This is a genomic window from Pseudomonas sp. LSJ-87 (assembly GCF_032971465.1).
Classification (GTDB): domain Bacteria; phylum Pseudomonadota; class Gammaproteobacteria; order Pseudomonadales; family Pseudomonadaceae; genus Aquipseudomonas; species Aquipseudomonas putida_Z.
The window spans coordinates 1-19,198 of record NZ_JAWJYQ010000072.1 but is presented as its reverse complement, the minus strand read 5'-3'; the positions used below and the strand labels follow the sequence as shown (position 1 = coordinate 19,198).

The 19,198-nt window shown below is 66.7% G+C and carries 14 protein-coding genes; 13 read left to right on the top strand and 1 reads right to left on the bottom strand.

Annotated features, from left to right (window positions below; all coding sequences use genetic code 11):
• Window positions 1-1,055 precede the first annotated feature (1,055 nt).
• From RYH74_RS25545 to bcsC, 9 genes are read left to right on the top strand one after another with little or no spacing between them, the layout of a single operon-like run.
• Window positions 1,056-2,546 carry a BcsE family c-di-GMP-binding protein gene (locus RYH74_RS25545; RefSeq protein WP_317410532.1) on the top strand — a complete coding sequence of 497 codons (1,491 nt, stop codon included), beginning with the start codon at window positions 1,056-1,058 and terminating at the stop codon, window positions 2,544-2,546.
• Window positions 2,543-2,728, top strand: a complete 186-nt coding sequence (bcsF, locus tag RYH74_RS25540) for a cellulose biosynthesis protein BcsF (RefSeq protein WP_075045576.1) — start codon at window positions 2,543-2,545, stop codon at window positions 2,726-2,728. Before RYH74_RS25545 ends, bcsF begins: the two co-directional genes overlap by 4 nt.
• Window positions 2,721-4,340, top strand: coding sequence for a cellulose biosynthesis protein BcsG (bcsG, locus tag RYH74_RS25535; protein WP_075045575.1), 1,620 nt, complete (start codon window positions 2,721-2,723; stop codon window positions 4,338-4,340). The genes bcsF and bcsG overlap by 8 nt, the downstream gene beginning before the upstream one ends.
• Window positions 4,337-4,555, top strand: a complete 219-nt coding sequence (bcsR, locus tag RYH74_RS25530) for a cellulose biosynthesis protein BcsR (protein ID WP_025339608.1) — start codon at window positions 4,337-4,339, stop codon at window positions 4,553-4,555. The genes bcsG and bcsR overlap by 4 nt, the downstream gene beginning before the upstream one ends.
• On the top strand, window positions 4,552-5,259 hold the full coding sequence (gene bcsQ, locus RYH74_RS25525; RefSeq protein WP_075045574.1) for a cellulose biosynthesis protein BcsQ: 708 nt from the start codon (window positions 4,552-4,554) through the stop codon (window positions 5,257-5,259). Before bcsR ends, bcsQ begins: the two co-directional genes overlap by 4 nt.
• Window positions 5,256-7,865 carry a UDP-forming cellulose synthase catalytic subunit gene (gene bcsA, locus RYH74_RS25520; protein ID WP_317410529.1) on the top strand — a complete coding sequence of 870 codons (2,610 nt, stop codon included), beginning with the start codon at window positions 5,256-5,258 and terminating at the stop codon, window positions 7,863-7,865. Before bcsQ ends, bcsA begins: the two co-directional genes overlap by 4 nt.
• Complete coding sequence (bcsB, locus tag RYH74_RS25515; protein WP_410903305.1) at window positions 7,865-10,144, top strand: cellulose biosynthesis cyclic di-GMP-binding regulatory protein BcsB; 2,280 nt, start codon at window positions 7,865-7,867, stop codon at window positions 10,142-10,144. Before bcsA ends, bcsB begins: the two co-directional genes overlap by 1 nt.
• Entirely contained in the window at window positions 10,144-11,259 is a 1,116-nt protein-coding gene (gene bcsZ, locus RYH74_RS25510; protein WP_317410527.1) for a cellulose synthase complex periplasmic endoglucanase BcsZ, read from the top strand. Before bcsB ends, bcsZ begins: the two co-directional genes overlap by 1 nt.
• Window positions 11,247-14,741, top strand: a complete 3,495-nt coding sequence (gene bcsC, locus RYH74_RS25505) for a cellulose synthase complex outer membrane protein BcsC (RefSeq protein ID WP_317410526.1) — start codon at window positions 11,247-11,249, stop codon at window positions 14,739-14,741. The genes bcsZ and bcsC overlap by 13 nt, the downstream gene beginning before the upstream one ends.
• A 59-nt stretch (window positions 14,742-14,800) precedes the next feature.
• Here bcsC and RYH74_RS25500 read toward each other — a convergent pair whose 3' ends face one another.
• The gene (locus tag RYH74_RS25500; protein WP_025339602.1) at window positions 14,801-15,718 is read right to left on the bottom strand and encodes a LysR family transcriptional regulator; all 918 of its coding nucleotides are present in this window, start codon (window positions 15,716-15,718) and stop codon (window positions 14,801-14,803) included.
• Window positions 15,719-15,838: 120 nt separating this feature from the next.
• Between RYH74_RS25500 and RYH74_RS25495 the strand changes: the two genes are divergently transcribed.
• The 4 genes from RYH74_RS25495 to RYH74_RS25480 form a co-directional block, all read left to right on the top strand.
• Entirely contained in the window at window positions 15,839-16,597 is a 759-nt protein-coding gene (locus RYH74_RS25495; RefSeq protein WP_286100098.1) for a 5-oxoprolinase subunit PxpA, read from the top strand.
• 90 nt (window positions 16,598-16,687) lie between these two features.
• Window positions 16,688-17,575: a 5-oxoprolinase subunit B family protein gene (locus RYH74_RS25490; protein WP_084785213.1), complete on the top strand. Its 888-nt coding sequence runs from the start codon at window positions 16,688-16,690 to the stop codon at window positions 17,573-17,575.
• Window positions 17,572-18,543: a biotin-dependent carboxyltransferase family protein gene (locus RYH74_RS25485; RefSeq protein ID WP_317410525.1), complete on the top strand. Its 972-nt coding sequence runs from the start codon at window positions 17,572-17,574 to the stop codon at window positions 18,541-18,543. Before RYH74_RS25490 ends, RYH74_RS25485 begins: the two co-directional genes overlap by 4 nt.
• Before the next feature lie 232 nt (window positions 18,544-18,775).
• The coding region (locus RYH74_RS25480; protein ID WP_317410524.1) for a DotU family type IV/VI secretion system protein at window positions 18,776-19,198 on the top strand (423 nt) is incomplete at its 3' end.

The window sequence follows — 19,198 nt, the reverse complement described above, 5'->3', positions numbered from 1 at the left end:
CGCTTGCTTCGCGGGCATGCCCGCTCCCACAGGCACTGCGCGGGCTTCGGGCTCACGCTGTACCTGTAGGAGCGGCCGTGGCCGCGAACACCGGCGTAGCCGGTGCCATCCACCGCGTCGCCTGCTTCGCGGGTGAACCCGCTCCCACAGGTACGGCGCAGGCTTCAGGCTCACGCTGTACCTGTGGGAGCGGCTTTAGCCGCGAACACCGGCGCAGCCGGTGCCATCCACCGCGTCGCCTGCTTCGCGGGCATGCCCGCTCCCACAGGTACGGCGCGGGCTTCGGGCTCACGCTGTACCTGTGGGAGCGGCCGTGGCCGCGAACACCGGTAGAGCCGGTGCCATCCACCGCGTCGCCTGCTTCGCGGGTGAACCCGCTCCCACAGGTACGGCGCAGGCTTCAGGCTCACGCTGTACCTGTGGGAGCGGCTTTAGCCGCGAACACCGGCGCAGCCGGTGCCATCCACCGCGTCGCCTGCTTCGCGGGCATGCCCGCTCCCACAGGTACGGCGCGGGCTTCGGGCTCACGCTGTACCTGTGGGAGCGGCCGTGGCCGCGAACACCGGTAGAGCCGGTGCCATCCACCGCGTCGCCTGCTTCGCGGGTGAACCCGCTCCCACAGGTACGGCGCAGGCTTCAGGCTCACGCTGTACCTGTGGGAGCGGCTTTAGCCGCGAACACCGGCGCCGCCGGTGCCATCCCCCGCGCCGCCTGCTTCGCGGGCATGCCCGCTCCCACAGGCCCGGCGCAGACTTCGGGCTCATGTTGTACCTGAGGCAGCCTTGTGCTGCGAAGCGCTGCGCGGGCGGCGCTCGATCTCACAGGCACCAAACATCCCAGACATGTACCTGCTGCTAACAATTTTTTGCAATTCATTACATTTCTGCTTGATTTCATTTTGCCTCCCTGCTGTAGAATTGACGGGTTCGGTTGTTCGTCAGTCATTTTGTTGTTTTTTTGACGCTATTCATCGAGCCTCAGCGGCGCATGTGCCCGCAGCCACCTCTCAGAGCCGTTTCAATCTACTTTTCAGAGCCAGTGTTTTGACGAATGGAATGCCGTGGTTGGCTATTTCCGGCTTAGGCGCCGAAAGCAGCCAGCTTCATGTACAAGGACTGTATTGGTTGGCCTGCGACAACGCAGAAGACGCCACCGTGCTATGCCGCCAGGTGGTCGGGGGGCTCTCCGAGCACGTTCGCGCAGCCCTGGTCGCCGATGCGCAAGCCATCGGTGATGTGCTGAGTGCGCTCGATACCGCGCAGGGCCCAGCCGAACTGGCGCTGTACGAAGCCGACCTGCAAGCCGCCCGGCACCTGGTCGATGACCTGCCGCGTATCGACGCCGCCGGGCGTGTGCTGGTGCTGTTGGCGCCCGCCGACGTCTGGGGTGCCGGCAACGTCGAAAGCTGGTGCAACGCGCTGCGCCCGGTCCTGTTGGCCGAGGCCACGCTATTGCTGGTCATCAGCAGCGGCCAGAGTGCCGGGCTGGTAGAGCGCCTGCGTGCGTTCAACCAGGGCGTCGATGGCCTGGCCCAGGTGTACCGCGGCAAAGGCGGGGTGCGCTACCTGCAGCATTTCTGGAGCAACCCGCTCGGCAAGACCGGTACGCGCGATGTGGAACTGGCGCGGCTTGAAACAGGCTTCGCCGCCGCCGGGGCGCCGCAGGCTCCCAGCGACACCGGTGGCGACGAGCTGTTGTGCCTCGCCCAGCGCCCGGTACTGGAAGGTGCGCCAGCCTTCTCCGAGCACTGGCAGGTCTGCGAGAGTCTCGAGGAACTGTGTGCCAAAGCTGGCAGGGCGGTTTCCGCCACGGTCATCTTTGCCATGGACGGCGGGCAGCGCCTGGATAGCCTGGCGCGCCAGTTGCACCGCTTGCGCCAGTTGCGTGGCAGTGCCCTGAAGCTGGTGGTGCGCGAGATGGCACCGACCCTGCGCTACCAGGACGAACAACTGCTGCTGGCCTGCGGGGCCAGCCAGATCGTGCCGTTCGGCGCCAGCCTGTCGCGCTTCCTGACCATGGTCGAGAGCATCCAGGGTTACCTCTGGCGCCGGCGCCTGCCAAGCGATTTCGATGCCTTGCTCGCACGCCTGCGGCCGCTGGCCATCTGCGGGCTGGTGGCGCCGCGCGCGTTCGCCGAAGCGGTGCAGACCATGTGGCACGGGGTGCGCAACGGCGAAATCGCCCACCAGTTGCTGGTGTTGCGCCCGGCCCCAGGGCTGACCCCGCTGCAAGCCTGTTCGCGCACGGTGTTCCGCCGCGACGGCGATATCGCCTGCGTGGTGGGCGATGTGCTGTTCCTGTTCCTGTTCGCCTGCCGATCCGAAGGCGTCGAGCAAGCCCTTGACCACATCTTCCAGTTGTCGTGGAAAGAGTTGTTCATCAGCCAGGAGGTGCTTGCCGGTGTCGACAGCCTGGCCACCCCGGCCTTCCTCGACGACAGCGTGCCACAGCCACCCCGGCTCGACGCGGCGGCGCAGCTGCCCACCCAGGCCAGGCCGGCCCTGGCACCGCGCCGGGTGGCCCTGGGCAAGCGGGGTACGGCATGAACTTCGTGCAACTGCTGCAAGTGGTCGGCATCACGGCGCTGGTCACCTTGGCGCTGGCCCTGCTGCTGTTGCGCCTGCGCGCCACGCTGCGCGGGTGGTTGCGCCGCCGCCTTCGACCTCGTTACCTGAAACCGCTGGGCATACGCCACCGCGCTGCACGCCAGGAACCCCGTAATGACTAATACATCCGCCACCCTCCCGGTACCGGCCCGCTGGCCTGGACTGGGAGGGTGGAACCTTTACTTCCTGGCCAAGTTCCTGCTGGTAGCCCTTGGCATGCTCGACTTCCAGGCGCTGCCGAACCTGTTGTTCGCTGCGTTTCTGCTGCTGCCGTTGCCGGGCAAGTGGCTGCGAATCGCGCGGCAGCTGGTGGCCGTACCGGTCGGCATCGCGTTGTTCTACCAGGACACCTGGTTGCCGCCCTTCAGCCGCCTGCTGGCGCAGCCGGGGGTGTTCGATTTCTCGTGGGACTACCTGCTCGAACTGCTCGGCCGCTTCATCAACTGGAACCTGCTGGGCGCGCTGGCGCTATTGCTGGTGGGTTACCTGTACCTGCGCCATTGGCTGCGGCTGAGTACCTTGAGCCTGCTGGGGCTGGCCTGGCTGGCGGTCGGCGGCCTGCCAGCGCTGGGGTTCAATGCGGGCCAGGCGCCTGGCGCCGCGGCTGCCAGCCCCACCGAGCAGGCTCAGGCCACCGCGGTTGCCGACAATGCCACGCTCGACAGCTGGCTCGAGCGGTTCTTCGCCAGTGAGCGTGAACGGGTGACAGCATTCCCGGCCATGAAGGCCGATGAGCAGCCGTTCGACCTGCTGGTGATCAACATCTGCTCGCTGGCCTGGGATGACCTGTCTGCCGTCGGGCTGCGTGACAACCCGCTGTTCTCGCGCCTGGACGTGATCTTCGACCAGTTCAACTCGGCCACGTCCTATAGCGGGCCGGCCGCCATCCGCGTGCTGCGTGCCAGCTGCGGGCAGTCGTCCCACGCCGGGCTGTATCAGCCGGCCCCGGAGCAGTGCCTGTTGTTCCAGAACCTGGCCAGGCTTGGCTTCCAGAGCAACACCTTGCTCAACCACAGCGGCCGCTTCGACAACTTCATCGGCGATATCACCCAGCAGCACATGCCTCAACCCGGCCTGCGCAACACCGACTTCCCGCGGGCACTGGTCGGCTTCGACGGCTCGCCGATCGCCAGCGACCTGGAGGTGCTGCGCCGCTGGTGGGGGCAGCGCAAAGGCGCGCCGGCCGAGCATGTGTCGCTGTTCTACAACAGCATCAGCCTGCATGACGGCAACCGTATCGTCACCGCCGACGGCGGTACCCGCGTGGCCGATTACGCCACCCGCGCCACCCGGCTGTTCGGCGAGCTTGGCAGCTTCCTCGATGAACTGGAGCGCAGCGGCCGCCGCGTGGTCGTGGCCATTGTCCCGGAACATGGCGCCGCGCTGCACGGCGACCGCATGCAGCTGTCGGGCATGCGTGAAATCCCCACCCCATCGATTACCCATGTGCCGGTCGGCCTGAAGTTCATCGGCATGGGCCAGCCTGCCCGCAGCGAGCCGCTGCACGTCTCGGCACCCACCAGCTACCTGGCGCTGTCCGAGCTGATCTCGCGCGTGTATGCGGGCCTGGGCCAGCAGCAGCTGCTGGATGTGCCCAGCCTGCTGAGCGACCTGCCGACCACCGAACAGGTCGCGGAAACCGCAGGTGCACAAGTACTGAACTACCAGGGGCGCGCCTACATGCGCCTGCAAGGCCAGCCCGACTGGCAGCCTGTCCCGAAGGAGCGCCCATGATCACTGGCAAGGCAGACCCTGCCGACCGCAGCGACGATATCGCCCAGTTGCGCCAGCACCTGGACATGCCGGACCTGAACTACCAGGACATCTCATTGCTGGTGGGTGTCCAGCAGGCCTTGCAGCGCTGGCCACTGCTGGGTGAAAGCTGCCGGAGCAGCGCCCAGGGCACCTTGTACACGGCGGCGCCGCGGCGCCAGGTGCTGTCGCCATGACCAGCCTGGCGTTGCACGGCGTTCGCGGTGGCCTGGGGCGCAGTGCCTTGCTGGCCGCGCTGGGGCATGCGTTGCAGGGCGTAGGTGAGCGGGTGCTGCTGGTCGACCTGTGCCCAAGCAACCTGCTCGGCCTGCACTTCAATCTGCCCCTCGACACGCACGAGGGCTGGGCGCTTGCCGAGCGGGAAGGGCGGCCATACAGCGATGCCATGTACGAGGTGCTCGATGGCCTGTGCCTGATGCCGTTCGGCAATCTGCCTGCCGGCACTCGGCCGCCGTTGCCCGATGCTGAAGCCTGGCGCGCGCGCCAGGCCGAGCTGGCCGAACACTTCGACTGGTTGCTGTTCGACCTGCCGCAACTGCCGGCCGATGCCGCTGGCCAAAGCGTCGAGACCGACGTGCGGGTGTTGGTGGCCGAGGCCGAAATGGCCAGCCACCTGCTGCTCGGGCGCCGGCAGGTCGAGCACTACGACCTGTTGCTGGTCAACCGCTACGACCCCGCCAGCCGCTTGCAGAGCGACCTGCTGATGGTGTGGCGCGACCTGTTCCGTGATCGCCTGCCGATCCAGGTGGTGCACCGCGACGAGGCCTTCCTCGAGGCCCTGGCGTGCAAGGCACCGCTTGGCCACTACGCGCCGCAGAGCCTGGCTTGCCGGGACGTGCAGAGCCTGGCGGTGCGCTGCCTGACGAGGCGCCAGTCGTGACCCTGACCCCTCTGTCGGCCTACGCCTGGTTCCGCACACGTGGCGCGCGGCAGCCGGTCGCGTGGCTGTTTACCCTTGGCGTGTGGCTGGCCTTCCTGTTCCTGCGCCTGGAGTCGCCTGCCTGGCAAGCCCTGTTGGCCGAGCGGCAGCGGCTGTACCCGCAACTGGCGGGCAAGCGCCCAAGCCTGGGCGACCCGCTGCGCCTGCTGATCCAGAGCCTGTGGCTGCTGGTTCGGCGCCAACCGCTGCCTCGCGAGCCGGGGTTTGCCCGCCGTGCCTGGAGTGCAGTGCGTGCACAGCTGCGCGGTATGCGCCAGGTGCTGCGCCGTTACTATGGCCTGCTGATCGACCGCCTGCAGCAGCTGCCTGCGCGCTACCGCGCCAGCGCTTTCAAGCAGCAAGCCTCGGCACGCCTGCGCGGCTTGAGCGTGTTCGCCCGGTGGGTTTTCTACAGCGTGCTGACCCTGGGCGCCATCGGCCTGGCCGTGCTGTGCGTGACCGAACCGTTCGGCTACCTGGCGCAGCTGGTGTTCATCTGCCTGCTGCTGGGCATTGCCCTGCTGGTGCGGCACATGCCGGGCCGCTTCCCGACCCTGATGCTGATCGTGCTGTCGACGCTCATCTCCTGCCGCTACCTGTGGTGGCGCTACACCTCGACCCTGAACTGGAACGACACCACGGGCCTTGTGTGCGGGGTGATCCTGCTGGCGGCAGAAACCTATTCGTGGTTCGTGCTGATCCTGGGCTACATCCAGACCAGCTGGCCGTTGCAGCGCAAGCCGGCGAACCTGCCGGCAAATCCGGCGCACTGGCCGACCGTCGACCTGATGATCCCCACCTACAACGAAGACTTGTCGGTGGTGCGCACCACGGTGCTGGCCGCCCTGGGCCTGGACTGGCCGCGCGAGTGCCTGCGCATCTATATCCTCGACGACGGCCGGCGCGAGGCGTTCCGTGCGTTCGCCGACGAAGTGGGGGTGGGCTACATCGTGCGGCCGGACAACAAGCACGCCAAGGCTGGCAACCTCAACCATGCGCTGGGCGTGACCGACAGCGAGCTGATCGCCATTTTCGACTGCGACCACGTGCCGGTGCGCTCCTTCCTGCAAATGACAGTGGGCTGGTTCCTCAAGGACCCGAAGCTGGCATTGGTGCAGACGCCGCACCATTTCTTCTCGCCCGACCCGTTCGAGCGCAACCTGGGCTCGTTCCGCCGTCGCCCCAATGAAGGTGAGCTGTTCTACGGCCTGATCCAGGATGGCAATGACATGTGGAACGCGGCGTTCTTCTGCGGCTCGTGTGCCGTGCTGCGCCGTACCGCGCTGGAGAGCATCGGCGGTTTCGCCGTCGAAACCGTGACCGAAGATGCCCATACCGCCTTGCGCATGCACCGCCAGGGTTGGTCATCGGCCTACCTGAGCATTCCGCAGGCGGCCGGCCTGGCCACCGAGAGCCTGTCGGCGCACATCGGCCAGCGCATTCGCTGGGCCCGGGGCATGGTGCAGATCTTCCGTACCGACAACCCGCTGTTCGGCCGTGGGCTGAGCCTGTTCCAGCGGGTGTGCTATGCCAACGCCATGCTGCACTTCCTGGCCGGCCTGCCACGGCTGGTGTTCCTGACCGCGCCGCTGGCGTTCCTGTTGCTGCATGCCTACATCATCTACGCCCCGGCGCTGATGATCCTGCTGTACGTGCTGCCGCACATGATCCACGCCAGCCTGACCAACTCGCGCATGCAGGGCAAGTACCGGCAGACCTTCTGGGGCGAGGTCTACGAGACCGTGCTGGCCTGGTACATCGCCCGCCCGACCACGGTCGCGCTGTTCGCGCCGAAGAAGGGCAAGTTCAACGTCACCGCCAAGGGCGGCCTGATGGAGCAGGAGCAGTTCGACTGGCGCATCGCCCAACCCTACCTGTGGCTGGCGGCGCTCAACGTGGCCGGCCTGGGCTTCGCCGTGTGGCGCCTGTTCACCGGCCCGGCGGCGGAAATCGGCACGGTGATCGTCAGCTCGCTGTGGGTGATCTACAACCTGCTGATCATCGGCGCCGCCGTCGCCGTGGCTGCCGAAGTGCGCCAGGTGCGCCGCGCCCACCGGGTGCAGATGCGCTTGCCGGCGGGGCTGGTGCTGGCCAGCGGTCACGCCTACCCCTGTACCCTGGTCGACTACTCCGACGGCGGTGTCGGCCTGCAATTGCACCGGGGCCTCGAGTTGCAAGCGGGGGAGCGGGTGCGCCTGCTGCTCAACCGCGGCCAGCGCGAGTTCGCCTTCCAGGCCTGTGTCACCCGTACCGTCGGGCAACACGTGGGCCTGGTGTTCCATGACCTCGGCCAGCAACAGCGTATCGACCTGGTCCACTGCACCTTTGCCCGTGCCGATGCCTGGCTTGGCTGGAACGAGCAGCACGAGGTCGATCGCCCGCTGCGCAGCCTGGTCGACGTGCTGAAGCTGGGCGGTGTCGGTTACCTGCGGCTGGTCGAACACTTGCCGCCATGGGTGCGGGCGTGGCTGCGCCCACTGCACGCGCTGGCGAACTGGCTGGCCAGCTACAGGCCCCGCACACCGCAACCTGTCCCTTCCTTGAACCCTGTTGATCGAGACGCATGATGACTGGTTATCCCGCGCGTACCTGGGGCCTGGCGATGGCGCTGCTTGCTGCCTTGTCGCAAAGCGCCGCTGCCGCCTCTGTCGCCCCGCTTGCCGAGCCAGCCGTACCCACGGTACCGAACTGGGCGGTTGCGAAAACCTTCGAGCAGCTCGGGCATGCCTCCGACAGCCTGCTGCTGGGGGTGCGCAACAGCGAGCACATCGAATTCGGCCTGCGGCGCGACCGCCTGGCCACCGACGCCAGCCTGCAACTGGACTACACGCCATCGCCTGCGCTGTTGCCGAACCTGTCGCACCTGCGCGTGTACCTGAATGACGAACTGATGGGCGTGGTGCCGGTGGAAAAGGACCAGCTTGGCCAGCGCGTGCGCCGTCAGCTGCCGCTGGACCCGAAGCTGCTCAGCGATTTCAACCGGGTACGCCTGGAGTTCGTCGGGCATTACACCGACATCTGCGAAGACCCAGCGCACAGCGGCCTGTGGCTGAACCTGAACCGCAAGAGCCAGGTGCAGCTGCACGAACAGGCCCTGGCCCTGGACAACGACCTTGCGTACTTCCCGCTGCCGTTCTTTGATGTGCGCGACACCGGCAAGGTAATGCTGCCGGTGGTGTTCAGCGGCGTGCCGAGCCTGGGCGAGCAGCGTGCGGCGGCGATCCTGGCGTCCTACTTCGGCAGCCAGGCCGGTTGGCGCAAGGCGACTTTCCCGGTGCTGTACGGCAGCCTGCCGGCCCGTGGCGACAAACCCACGCCGAGCATCGTGTTTGCCAGCAACGACCGTCGCCCGGCCTTCCTTGCCGACCTGCAGCAATTCCCGCCGGTCGACGGCCCGGTACTGCAGATGATCGACCACCCGGACGACCGCTTCAGCAAGGTGCTGCTGGTACTGGGCCGCAACGACGATGACCTGGTCAAGGCCGCCTCGGCGCTGGCGGTTGGCAACAACCTGTTCCGCGGTGCCCGGGTGAAGGTCGAGCAGATGACGGCACTGCAGCCGCGACAGCCTTACGATGCGCCGAACTGGACACGCACCGACCGCCCGGTACGCTTCGCCGAGCTGCTCGATTACCCCGAGCAGCTGCAGGTCAGCGGCCTGCAACCACGGCCGGTGACACTTGAGCTGAACCTGCCGCCGGACTTGTTCGTCTGGCGCAACCAGGGCATTCCGCTGCGTACGCTGTACCGCTACACGGCCCCGGCAGTGAGCGACGAATCGCGCCTGAGCATCAGCGTCAACGACCAGTACATCACCAGCATGCCGCTGGTGGGCAATGACCGGCGCGGCGGTACGCTCGAGGAAATGCGCCTGGCGGTGCTGTCCGGTGACAACAGCGCATTGACCGAAAAGTCGCTGGTACCGGCGTTGAAGATCGGCGACCGCAACCGCCTGCGCTTCGATTTCAGCTTTGCCAGCACCCTGGGCAGCGCCCAGCGCGACCGCTGTCAGACCTCGTTGCCGGTGGATGTGCGCGCGGCGATCGACGACAACTCGACCATCGACCTGTCCGGTTACCACCACTACATCGCCATGCCCGACCTGCGCGCATTCGCCCGCAGCGGCTTCCCGTTCAGCCGCATGGCCGACCTTTCCGAAACGCTGGTCGTCATGCCGGCCAAGCCCACGGCGATGCAGGTGGGCACTTTGCTCGATGCGGTCGGCGGGCTGGCCGGGCAGATCGGCTACCCGGCGCTTGGCCTGCGGCTGGTCGATGACTGGAAGCAGGCCGCAGCGGCCGATGCCGACTTGCTGCTGCTCGGCAGCCTGCCTGAGGCGCTGGGGGATGCGCCCAACCTTGGCCTGCTGCTCAGTGCCCAGCGGGACTGGCTGCTGCAGGGCCGTAGCACAGGGCTGCCGGGCAGCCAGCGCTTCGATACCGCTCCGGTGGCCGCGAGCAGCCGAGTGGCAGTCAGCGCGCAGGCGCCGATTGCGGCCATCACCGGGCTGAAGTCGCCCTTCCATGAGCAGCGCAGCGTTGTCGCCCTGCTCGCCAACAGCGATAGCGACCAAGCGTTGCTGCGCGACGTGCTCGGCGATGTGGGCAAGCTCGATGCGGTGGCCGGCTCGGTGACGCTGGTGCGCAGCAGCGGCGTCACCAGCCAGTTCGTCGGCGAGCACTACTTCGTAGGCGCGCTGCCGTGGTGGCTGCTGCTGTGGTTCCACCTGTCCGAGCACCCGGTGCTGCTGGCGGCGATCGCGGCCATTTGCGTGGTGCTGTTTGCCTTCCTGTTGTGGCGGGCACTGCGCTGGGCAGGCAAGCGCCGCCTGGGTGAGGCGGGGTGATGATGCGTCAGTTGCTGGTGGGGCTGGTCGCCTTGGGCCTGCCCGTCGTCACGAGTGCCGCACCGGCTTGCAAATGGCCGGCCTGGGACCGCTTCAAGGCCGAACTGGTGAGTGTCGACGGTCGGGTCATCGACCCGAGCGACGAGCGCCTGATCACCACCTCGGAAGGGCAGAGCTATGCGCTGTTCTTCGCCCTGGTGGGCAATGACCGGCAAGCCTTCGCGCAGTTGCTGCGCTGGACCGGCAACAACCTGGCGGAGGGCGACCTGGCCCGGCATCTGCCCGCCTGGCTGTGGGGCCGTAACGACCAGCAGCAGTGGCAGGTGCTGGATGCCAACAACGCCAGCGATGCCGACCTGTGGATTGCCTACAGCCTGCTGGAAGCCGGGCGGCTGTGGGACGAGCCGGCCTATACGCAGCTGGGCCAGCGCATGCTGTGGCGTATCGCCGCGCAGACCTTGCGCAAGCTGCCGGGCCTGGGGGTGATGCTGCTGCCGGGGGACTACGGCTTCGAGGATGCTCGTGGCGCCCGCTTGAACCCCAGCTATTTGCCGCTGCAGTTGTTCGATCGCTTCAGCCTGGTCGACCCGTTGTGGGGCGAGCTGGCGGCCAACACGCGGCGTTTGTGGCTGGCTTCGTCGCCAAAGGGCTTTGCCCCGGACTGGCTGCTGTGGACGCCAGCCGGTGAACTGGCAGCGGACCCGCAACATGGCAGTGAAGGTGACTACGACGCCATCCGCGTCTATCTGTGGGTCGGCATGCTGGCCAAGGACGCGGCGCAGCGTGCCGAACTGGTGGCCCACTATGCCCCGATGGCGGCATTGACCACGCGCCAGGGGTTGCCGCCAGAGCATGTGGATGCGCACAGCGGTGTTGCCAGTGGCCATGGCCCGGCGGGTTTCTCTGCGGCGTTGCTGCCGTTGCTGGCAGCATCGCCGGAGCACGTCGCGGGCCTGGCGGCACAGCGTCAGCGCCTGCGCGAACAGCCAGTCGAAGCCAAGGCCTATTACAGCCAGGTGCTGGCGCTGTTTGGCCAGGGCTGGGACCAAGGCCGTTACCGTTTTGACCCGCACGGCCGCCTGTTGCCGGCCTGGAGCGCGCCATGCAGCGAATGATCGGCGTGCTGATGCTGGCGGCAGTGACCTGCCAGGCCACGGCACAACCCAAGGATGCCGGCGAACAGCGCCAATGGCTGCTGGACCAGGTGCGTCGCGGCGAGGCGCTGCATCGTGACGACCTGGTGCGCGATGCACTGGGGCGGCTGCAATTGCTCGAGCCGCGCAACCCGGATGTGTTGATGGCGGCCCTGAGCCTGGCATTGCGCGAAAAGAACAGCACCGAGGCCGAGCAGTTGAGTGCGCGGATCAGTTCCATCGCGCCTGGCAGCTTGCAGGCACGCCAGGCCAGGCGCCTGCTCGAGCTGCAGCAGCCGGAGCGCGTGCGGCAATTGCAGCAGGCCCGCCTGCTGGCGGTCACCGGGCGCAATGAAGAGGCGCTGGCGGCCTATGAACAGTTGTTCGCTGGTGAACCGCCAAGTCTGGAATTGGCCCTGGACTACTGGCGCGTGCGCGGCAACCTCCCGGGCCAGCGCCCTGAAGCGATCAGGCAGCTGCAGCGGCTGGACCAGCAGTACCCGGGCAGTGCCGGGCTGCGCCAGACTTTGGCCGGTTGGCTGTTCGCCGAAAATCGCGACCGCGAAGCCTTGGCCTTGCTCGACCAGCTGTCGCGCGACCCTGGCGCACGGGATGCCGCTGCCCAGCGTGAGTTCGACTACCTGTCCGGGCAAGCGGTGAGCGCCGCCAGCGCGGCGGCCTGGCAAGCGTTTCTCCAGCGTTACCCGGCTTCACCGTTGCTGGCGCAGGCCAGCGAGACCCTGCAACAGCAGCGCAAACTGCTGGCCGACCCGTCCTGGCAGGCTGGCCAGCGGGGCTTGGCATTGCTCGACAAGGGCCGCAACGCTGAAGCCGAGGCACAACTGCGCCGGGCGCTGCGCCAGTATCCGGATGATGCCAGCCTGCAGGGTGCACTGGGCTATGCACTGATGCGCCAGAGCCGCTACGAAGACGCCAATGCGGCGTTCCGGGCGGCGAGCGCCAAGGAGCAGGACACCTACTGGATCAGCCAGTGGAAGGACCTGGAGTCGTCCAGCCAGTATTGGGCCCTGCTCAGCAAAGGCGAGCGGGCACTGCAGGCGAAAGACCTGCGCGCTGCCCGCGCCTTCTACCAGCAGGCACGCCAGCAGCGCCCGAAGGAGGAATACGCCTTGCTGGGCCTGGCGGATGTCTCGCTGGCCGAGGGCGATATAGCCGCCGCCGAGCGGCAATTCCTGCAGGTTCGGCGCATGGCACCGGATAACGAAAGTGCCGTGCGCGGCCTGGTGCGTGTGTACCAGGCGCAATCGCCCGACAAGGCGCGGGCGTACCTCGACAGCCTGTCGCCTCGGCAGCAAGCGCAGTTCGCCAGCCTGCGCCGCAGCCTGGAACTCGCACGCCTGCGCCAGCAAGGTGACCAGGCCATGCAGCGTGAGGACTGGGCGGCGGCCAGCCAGGTGCTGGGCCAGGCCACGGCCTTGGCCCCCGATGAGCCCTGGCTGGTCTACCAGCTGGCCAGCAGCCTGCGCCACCTGGGGCGCACCGCCGAAGCCGACGCGGCATTCGCCAGCATCGTGCAGCGCCAGCCGGGCGACCCATCTACCCGCTATGCCCATGGCCTGTTCCTGGAGTCCAGCGACCGCGATGCGCTGGCCCTGGACAGCCTGGGCGCGGTGCCGCAGGGGGCATGGAACGCTGACATGCATGCACTGGAGCAGCGTATCCGCCGCCGCATGACCCTGGCCTCGGCGCAGCAGCTGCAGGCGCAAGGCCGCACGGCTGAAGCGACCCGCCTGCTCGAGGCCAGCCTGGCGCGTGGCGAAGGCAGCACCGACGACCTGATGCTGCTGGCTGACTGGGCGGCGGCCAATGGTGAGCCTGGCAAGGCGCGCGGTTATTACCAGCGCGTGCTTGCCGTGCAGCCTGGGCAACCCCAGGCGCGCCTTGGCGTGATCGAAAGCGCGGTGGCCGAAGGCAACCTGGCAAAGGCCCGGCACATGCTGGCTGTGCAGGTACCGCAACTGGCTGCCGATGACAGCAATGCCCAGCGGCGCCTGGCGGCTGTCTGGGTCGCCTTGGGCGAACACGACCAGGCGGCCAGAATGCTCGACCAGATCGCAGCGCAGCAGCCTCGCCCCGACCCCTTGTTGCGGCGCGACGCTGCCCGCCTGGTGGCGCAGGATGACCCGCAACGGGCGCTGGACCTTTACGCTGCAGCGATGGCCGATGCGCAGTTGCTCGAGCGTGCTGCCGTGTCGCCACGGGATGACCGCGCACTGACGCTGGCCAGCCGTGAGCAGGATGACGACGACTGGCTGGCACGCAGCCTGCGCAGCGACGTCGATGCGCTGTATCGCCAGCGCAATACCCATGTGACGTTGATGCACGACTACGGTTGGCGCGAGGACGACGGCACGCCGGGCACGTCCGAACTGAGTACCCAGTCGACCCTGCTGCATGTCGATACCCCTTGGCAGGACGGCACCGCCTTTGCGCGGGTGGAGCGCATCGGCATGGATGCGGGGTCGTTCGAGCAAGACGATGATGGGCGCTATACCACAGATTTCGGTAGCTGCCAGGTTGTTGGCGAGTGCAAGGGGGGCTCGCAAACTGCTGACGGCAGTGTGCTGGCGCTGGGCTGGCAGGGTAGCCGCTGGGCCTTCGACCTGGGCACCACCCAGGGCTATGCGATCAACAACTGGTTGGGTGGCGCCACGTTCAACGGTGACCTCGGCCAGTTTGGCTGGTCGCTGACCGCTTCACGGCGGCCGATGAGCAACTCGCTGTTGTCCTTTGCCGGGGCACGTGACCCGTGGACAGGCGTGCACTGGGGCGGGGTCACGGCCAATGGCGCCACGCTCGGCCTGAGCTGGGACCAGGGCGGTGACAATGGCGTCTGGGCCAGCCTCGGGCACCACTGGCTGTATGGCGAAAACGTCGCTGACAACCAGCGCACCCGGGCCATGGCCGGCTGGTACCACCGCGTGGTGGAAAAAGCCGATGAGCGTGTGCGCGTGGGCCTTACGTTGATGCACTGGCGTCACGACAAGGACCTGGGCGGCTACAGCCTGGGGCAGGGCGGCTACTACAGCCCGCAGCGCTACACATCGGTTGGCGTGCCGGTCAGCTATGCCTGGCGCAACTACGACTGGTCGGTGCTGCTGGAAGGCTCTGTAAGCTGGTCCCAGGCCCACAGCGGCCGCAGCCGGCTGTATCCGGACACGCACCTCAACCGCAAGTTGATGGATCGATTTGATATTGGCGATTCGAACATCGATGCGATGCGCGATGCCAGCGACAGCAGCGGGCTGGGCTACCGCCTGCGCGGGCTGTTCGAGCGTCGCCTGAGCGACCAGTGGGTGTTGGGCGGGGGCTTCGACTGGCAGCACAGCGATGACTATGCGCCTAGCCATGGCATGCTCTACCTGCGCTACCTGTTCGAGCCGTGGCGGGGCAACCTGGCGCTGCCGGTGACACCGCTGGAGCCCTATAGCGAGTGGCGTTGACTCCGAATGCAGACGTGTGTGCGGATTTACCCGTGAAGATTCCGGCCTGCAGGGAACGGTCAGCGCCGTGCCGACAACTGCTGCGGCGCCAGGAATGCATCATGGAAGTAATTTCGCACAGCCTGCATGGCCGGGCTGAACGCCCGTTCCCGGTGCCAGGCTAACCCCACGCTCATCGGTGTCACCGGGTCGCTGATGGTCACCGTCTCGATTCGCTTGCCCTCCAGCGACCAGGGCCGGTGCACCAGGTCCGACAGGATCGCCACACCGCTGCCATTGGCGACCATGCTGCGCACGGCCTCCACCGAACTGGTCCGCACCCGCACTTGCGGCCGCTGCCCGGCCTGTTCCCAATAGCGCATGGCGCTTTGCTCGGCCTCATCCACGGTCAGCAGGATGAACGGCTCACAGGCCACATCGGCCAGGCTTACCGCCGAGCGCTCGCACAGCGGATGATGGCCGGGCAGCCACAGGCGGCGCTCGGAGTTGAAAAGGGTTTCCGAGACGATGTCCGGGTGGGTGAGGTTGGCGGTGAGCACCACTGCCATGTCGAAACGCCCCTCCAGCAAGCCTTGTTCGATGGCGCTGCGCTCCTGTTCGTACAGCTCCAGGGTCACGTCCGGGTGCCAGTGTTCCAGCCGCTGCAGGTGATGGGGCAGGAAGTAGCCGATCACCGTATAACTTGCCGCCAGGCGCAGCAGGCCGCTGGCGCGCACGTCCGGCAGCGGGCTGTTCAGCGCATCGTCCACGCTGCGCAGGATCACGTAGGCGCGGTTCAGAAAGTGCCGGCCGGCCTCGGTCAGGCTCATGCCCTGGGCCGAGCGCTGGAACAGCAGCACGCCAAGCATCGCCTCCAGCTCCTTGATCGCCGTGGTCACTGCAGACTGGGAGATGTTCAGGTGGATTGCCGCCTGGGAAATCTGGCCGATCTCGGCGGTGGCGACGAAATAGCGGACCTGGCGCAGGGTCAGTGACACGGTAAGCTCCCGCAGTATCTGATTTTCAGAAGACACCCTATCTGTTTATAGATCTTCCCAAGGGGGTGCAGAGAATCTAACGTGGCTTGCATGCAGTCACAAGCGCCAGGAGAGACAGTCATGCAGGTGGTGGATTTCAACTCGGACATGGGTGAGGGCTTTGGCCCGTGGACCATTGGCGACGGCGTCGACAACGAGCTGATGGGCTACATCAGCACGGCCAACATCGCCACCGGCTTCCATGCCGGTGACCCCGGCACCATGCGCCGTACCGTCGAGCGGGCCAAGGCCCTGGGCGTCGCAGTCGGGGCGCACCCTGGGTTCCGCGACCTGGTCGGCTTCGGCCGCCGACACATCAATGCCCCGGCCCAGGAACTGGTCGACGACATGCTCTACCAGCTCGGCGCCCTGCGTGAAATTGCCCGCGCCCAGGGCGTGCGCCTGCAGCACATCAAGCCGCACGGTGCCCTGTACATGCATCTGGCACGTGACGAAGAAGCTGCACGGCTGCTGGTGGAAAACCTGCGGGTGATCGAGCCGGAGCTGCTGCTGTACTGCATGCCCGGTTCGGTGATTTGCCGCATTGCCCAGCAGCTTGGCCAGCCGGTAATTCGCGAGTTCTACGCCGACCGCGAGTACGACCTGAGCGGGTCGATCGTGTTCACCCGCAACGTGCGGGGCCATGAGCCCGGGGCGGTCGCGGAACGGGTGTTGCGGGCTTGTCAGCAAGGCGTGGTGCGCACGGTCGAGGGGCAGGACCTGGCCATCGAATTCGATTCCATCTGCTTGCACAGTGACACCCCGGGTGCGCTCGACCTGGTCGAGGCCACGCGCCAGGCGCTGGACGCTGCCGGTATCGTGGTGCGCGCGCCACGCTGAATCCGTGGGGCATCCGGCAGGTATACGCCGGAGCCCGTGCAATTTGCTTTCGCCTGCCTTTCTATAAAGATTCCAAGAAAAGGAACAGTCATGGCCGAACCGCTTGCTACAACCCCGATCCGCTACAGCTTTGGCGCTGACGAGCACCTGTTTGCCGAAGTCAGCGAGAGCATGTCGCTGGAGGCTTTTTTCAAGGGCATGGCCGTCACCCGTGCGGTGGAGCGGCTGGCCCTGGATGGCGTGCTGGATGTGTGCCTGGCCAACGCCTCGTTCCAGATCCGCTTCGACCCGGACCGTATCGCGCCGCAGGCACTGCTGGAGGCGGTGCGCGGTGCCGAAGCGCAGGCAGTGGCCGAGCGCTCGTTGCAGACGCGGATCATCGAGATTCCAGTACTGTACAACGACCCCTGGACCCATGAAACGCTGATGCGTTTTCGTGACCGCCACCAGGACCCGGGCAGCACCGACCTGGAGTACGCCGCGCGGATCAACGGCCTGGCCGATGTCGAGGCGTTCATTGCCGCGCACAGCGGCGCGCCGTGGTTCGTGTCGATGGTCGGGTTCGTTGCCGGCCTGCCGTTCATGTTCCAGATGGTCGAGCGCGAGCGGCAACTGCAGGTGCCCAAGTACCTGCGCCCGCGTACGGACACCCCCAAGCTCACCCTTGGCCATGGCGGCTGCTTCGGCTGCATATATTCGGTGCGCGGGGCAGGCGGCTACCAGATGTTCGGCGTCACCCCGGCGCCGATCTACGACCCGCAGCAGACACTTAACTACCTGAAGGAGCACATGGTGTTTTTCCGCCCGGGAGACATCGTGCAGTTCAAACCCATCGACCGCCGCACCTACGACCAGGCGGTGGCGGATGTCGAAGAAGGCCGCTTCGACCTGCGCATTCGCCCGGTGGAGTTCTCCCTGGACGCGTTCCTCGCCGACCCGGTCGGCTATCCACGGACCCTGCAGGAGGTGCTGGCATGATCAAGGTACTCAAACCCGGGCTGGCTACCTCGGTGCAGGACCTGGGCCGCGAAGGCTACTACCACCTGGGCATCCCGCCGTCCGGCGCCCTCGATCAGTACGCCCTGAGGGCGGCCAACCACCTGGTGGGCAACCCGGCCGGCGCCGCGGGCCTTGAGTGTGCGCTGGTGGGGCCGGAACTGGAGTTCCAGCAGGATGCCCTGGTGGCGGTTTGCGGTGCGCAGATGCCGGCCTTGCTCGATGGCCGCGAGCAACGCCCGGACACGGCGTTTTCCGTACGTGCCGGGCAGGTGTTGCGTTTCGGCTTCCCTACCGCAGGCGCCCGGGCCTACCTGGCGGTGGCCGGCGGTATCGCTGTACCCGAGGTGCTCGGCAGCCGCTCCACCTATGCGTTGGGTGCATTGGGTGGTTTCCATGGGCGCAAGCTGATGGCGGGTGACCTGTTGCCGGTCGGCGTACCCAGTGGCAAGACCCGCGCCGGTGCGAGCCTGCCAATGGCCTTGCGCCAGGCCTTGGGTGGCGAGGTGGTGCTTCGGGTGGTGCCGGGGCTGTATTTTCATCGCCTGACCAAGGCTGCGGCGCAAAGCTTTTTCACCGAAGCCTGGACGGTAGGCTCCGAAGCAGACCGTATCGGCTACCGCTACAAGGGCGGCAGTGCCTTGAGCTTCCAGCCACGGGAGCAGCCGTTCGGGGCCGGCTCGGATCCATCGAACATCGTTGACAGCTGCTACCCGATCGGTTCGATCCAGGTACCTGCAGGGCTGGAGCCGATCATCCTGCACCGTGATGCGGTGTCGGGTGGCGGCTACGCCATGATCGGCACGGTGATCAGCGCCGACCTGGACCTGATCGGGCAGATGCAGCCCAACCAGCAGGCGCGGTTCCTGGAAGTCAGCCTGGAGGACGCATTGGAGGCTCGGCGTTCGTACAAGAAGAAGCTGGGTTGCCTGGCCAGGTTGTTTGGCTGATTGATCGGTTGCAACGCTGCGCCGCCCACACAAGGGCTGGCGCAGTCGTTGCAGGAGCGGCCTTGTGTCGCGAAAGGGCCGCAGAGCGGCCCCGGAATTCCGGCATTGCAGCGTCCAGACAAGCCAAAAGGCGAAAATTCCTACAGCGTTTTGGGAAGCCCTACGCTCCTCGAAGAATTGATTCCCCGATAGTGTTCATGTCTTCAGCCTACTGGAAGACAAGGACCTCTTCATGCCCGGCCCATCTGCTGTTCGTCCTGGAAAATCCCAGGCCGCCAACGCTGCCCATGACGTAACCGAAAGCAGCCTGCATGCCATGCTCGATGTCCCGGGGGGCACCGATTCACCCTATCCACCCGGCCAGGGCAGGCGCGCAGATCATCAGGGTTATCCGGCCGACCCGGACTTCCGGCTACGCGGCGGCTTCGCCAACCTGATGCTCGACGCGGCCAACCCGCTGTTCGGCCTGGTCATACGCCTGCGTACGCTGGATGACCTGCCCAACATCGAACAGGTGCACAAGGCCCTGCAGACCCAGGTCAGCGCCATCCGCGAGGAAATACAGCAGTACGGTTATTCCGCCGTGCACCTCGAAGTCTATTCCTATGCCTTGTGTCTTTATCTGGACGAGGCCGTGATGAGCCGCCCCTGGGGG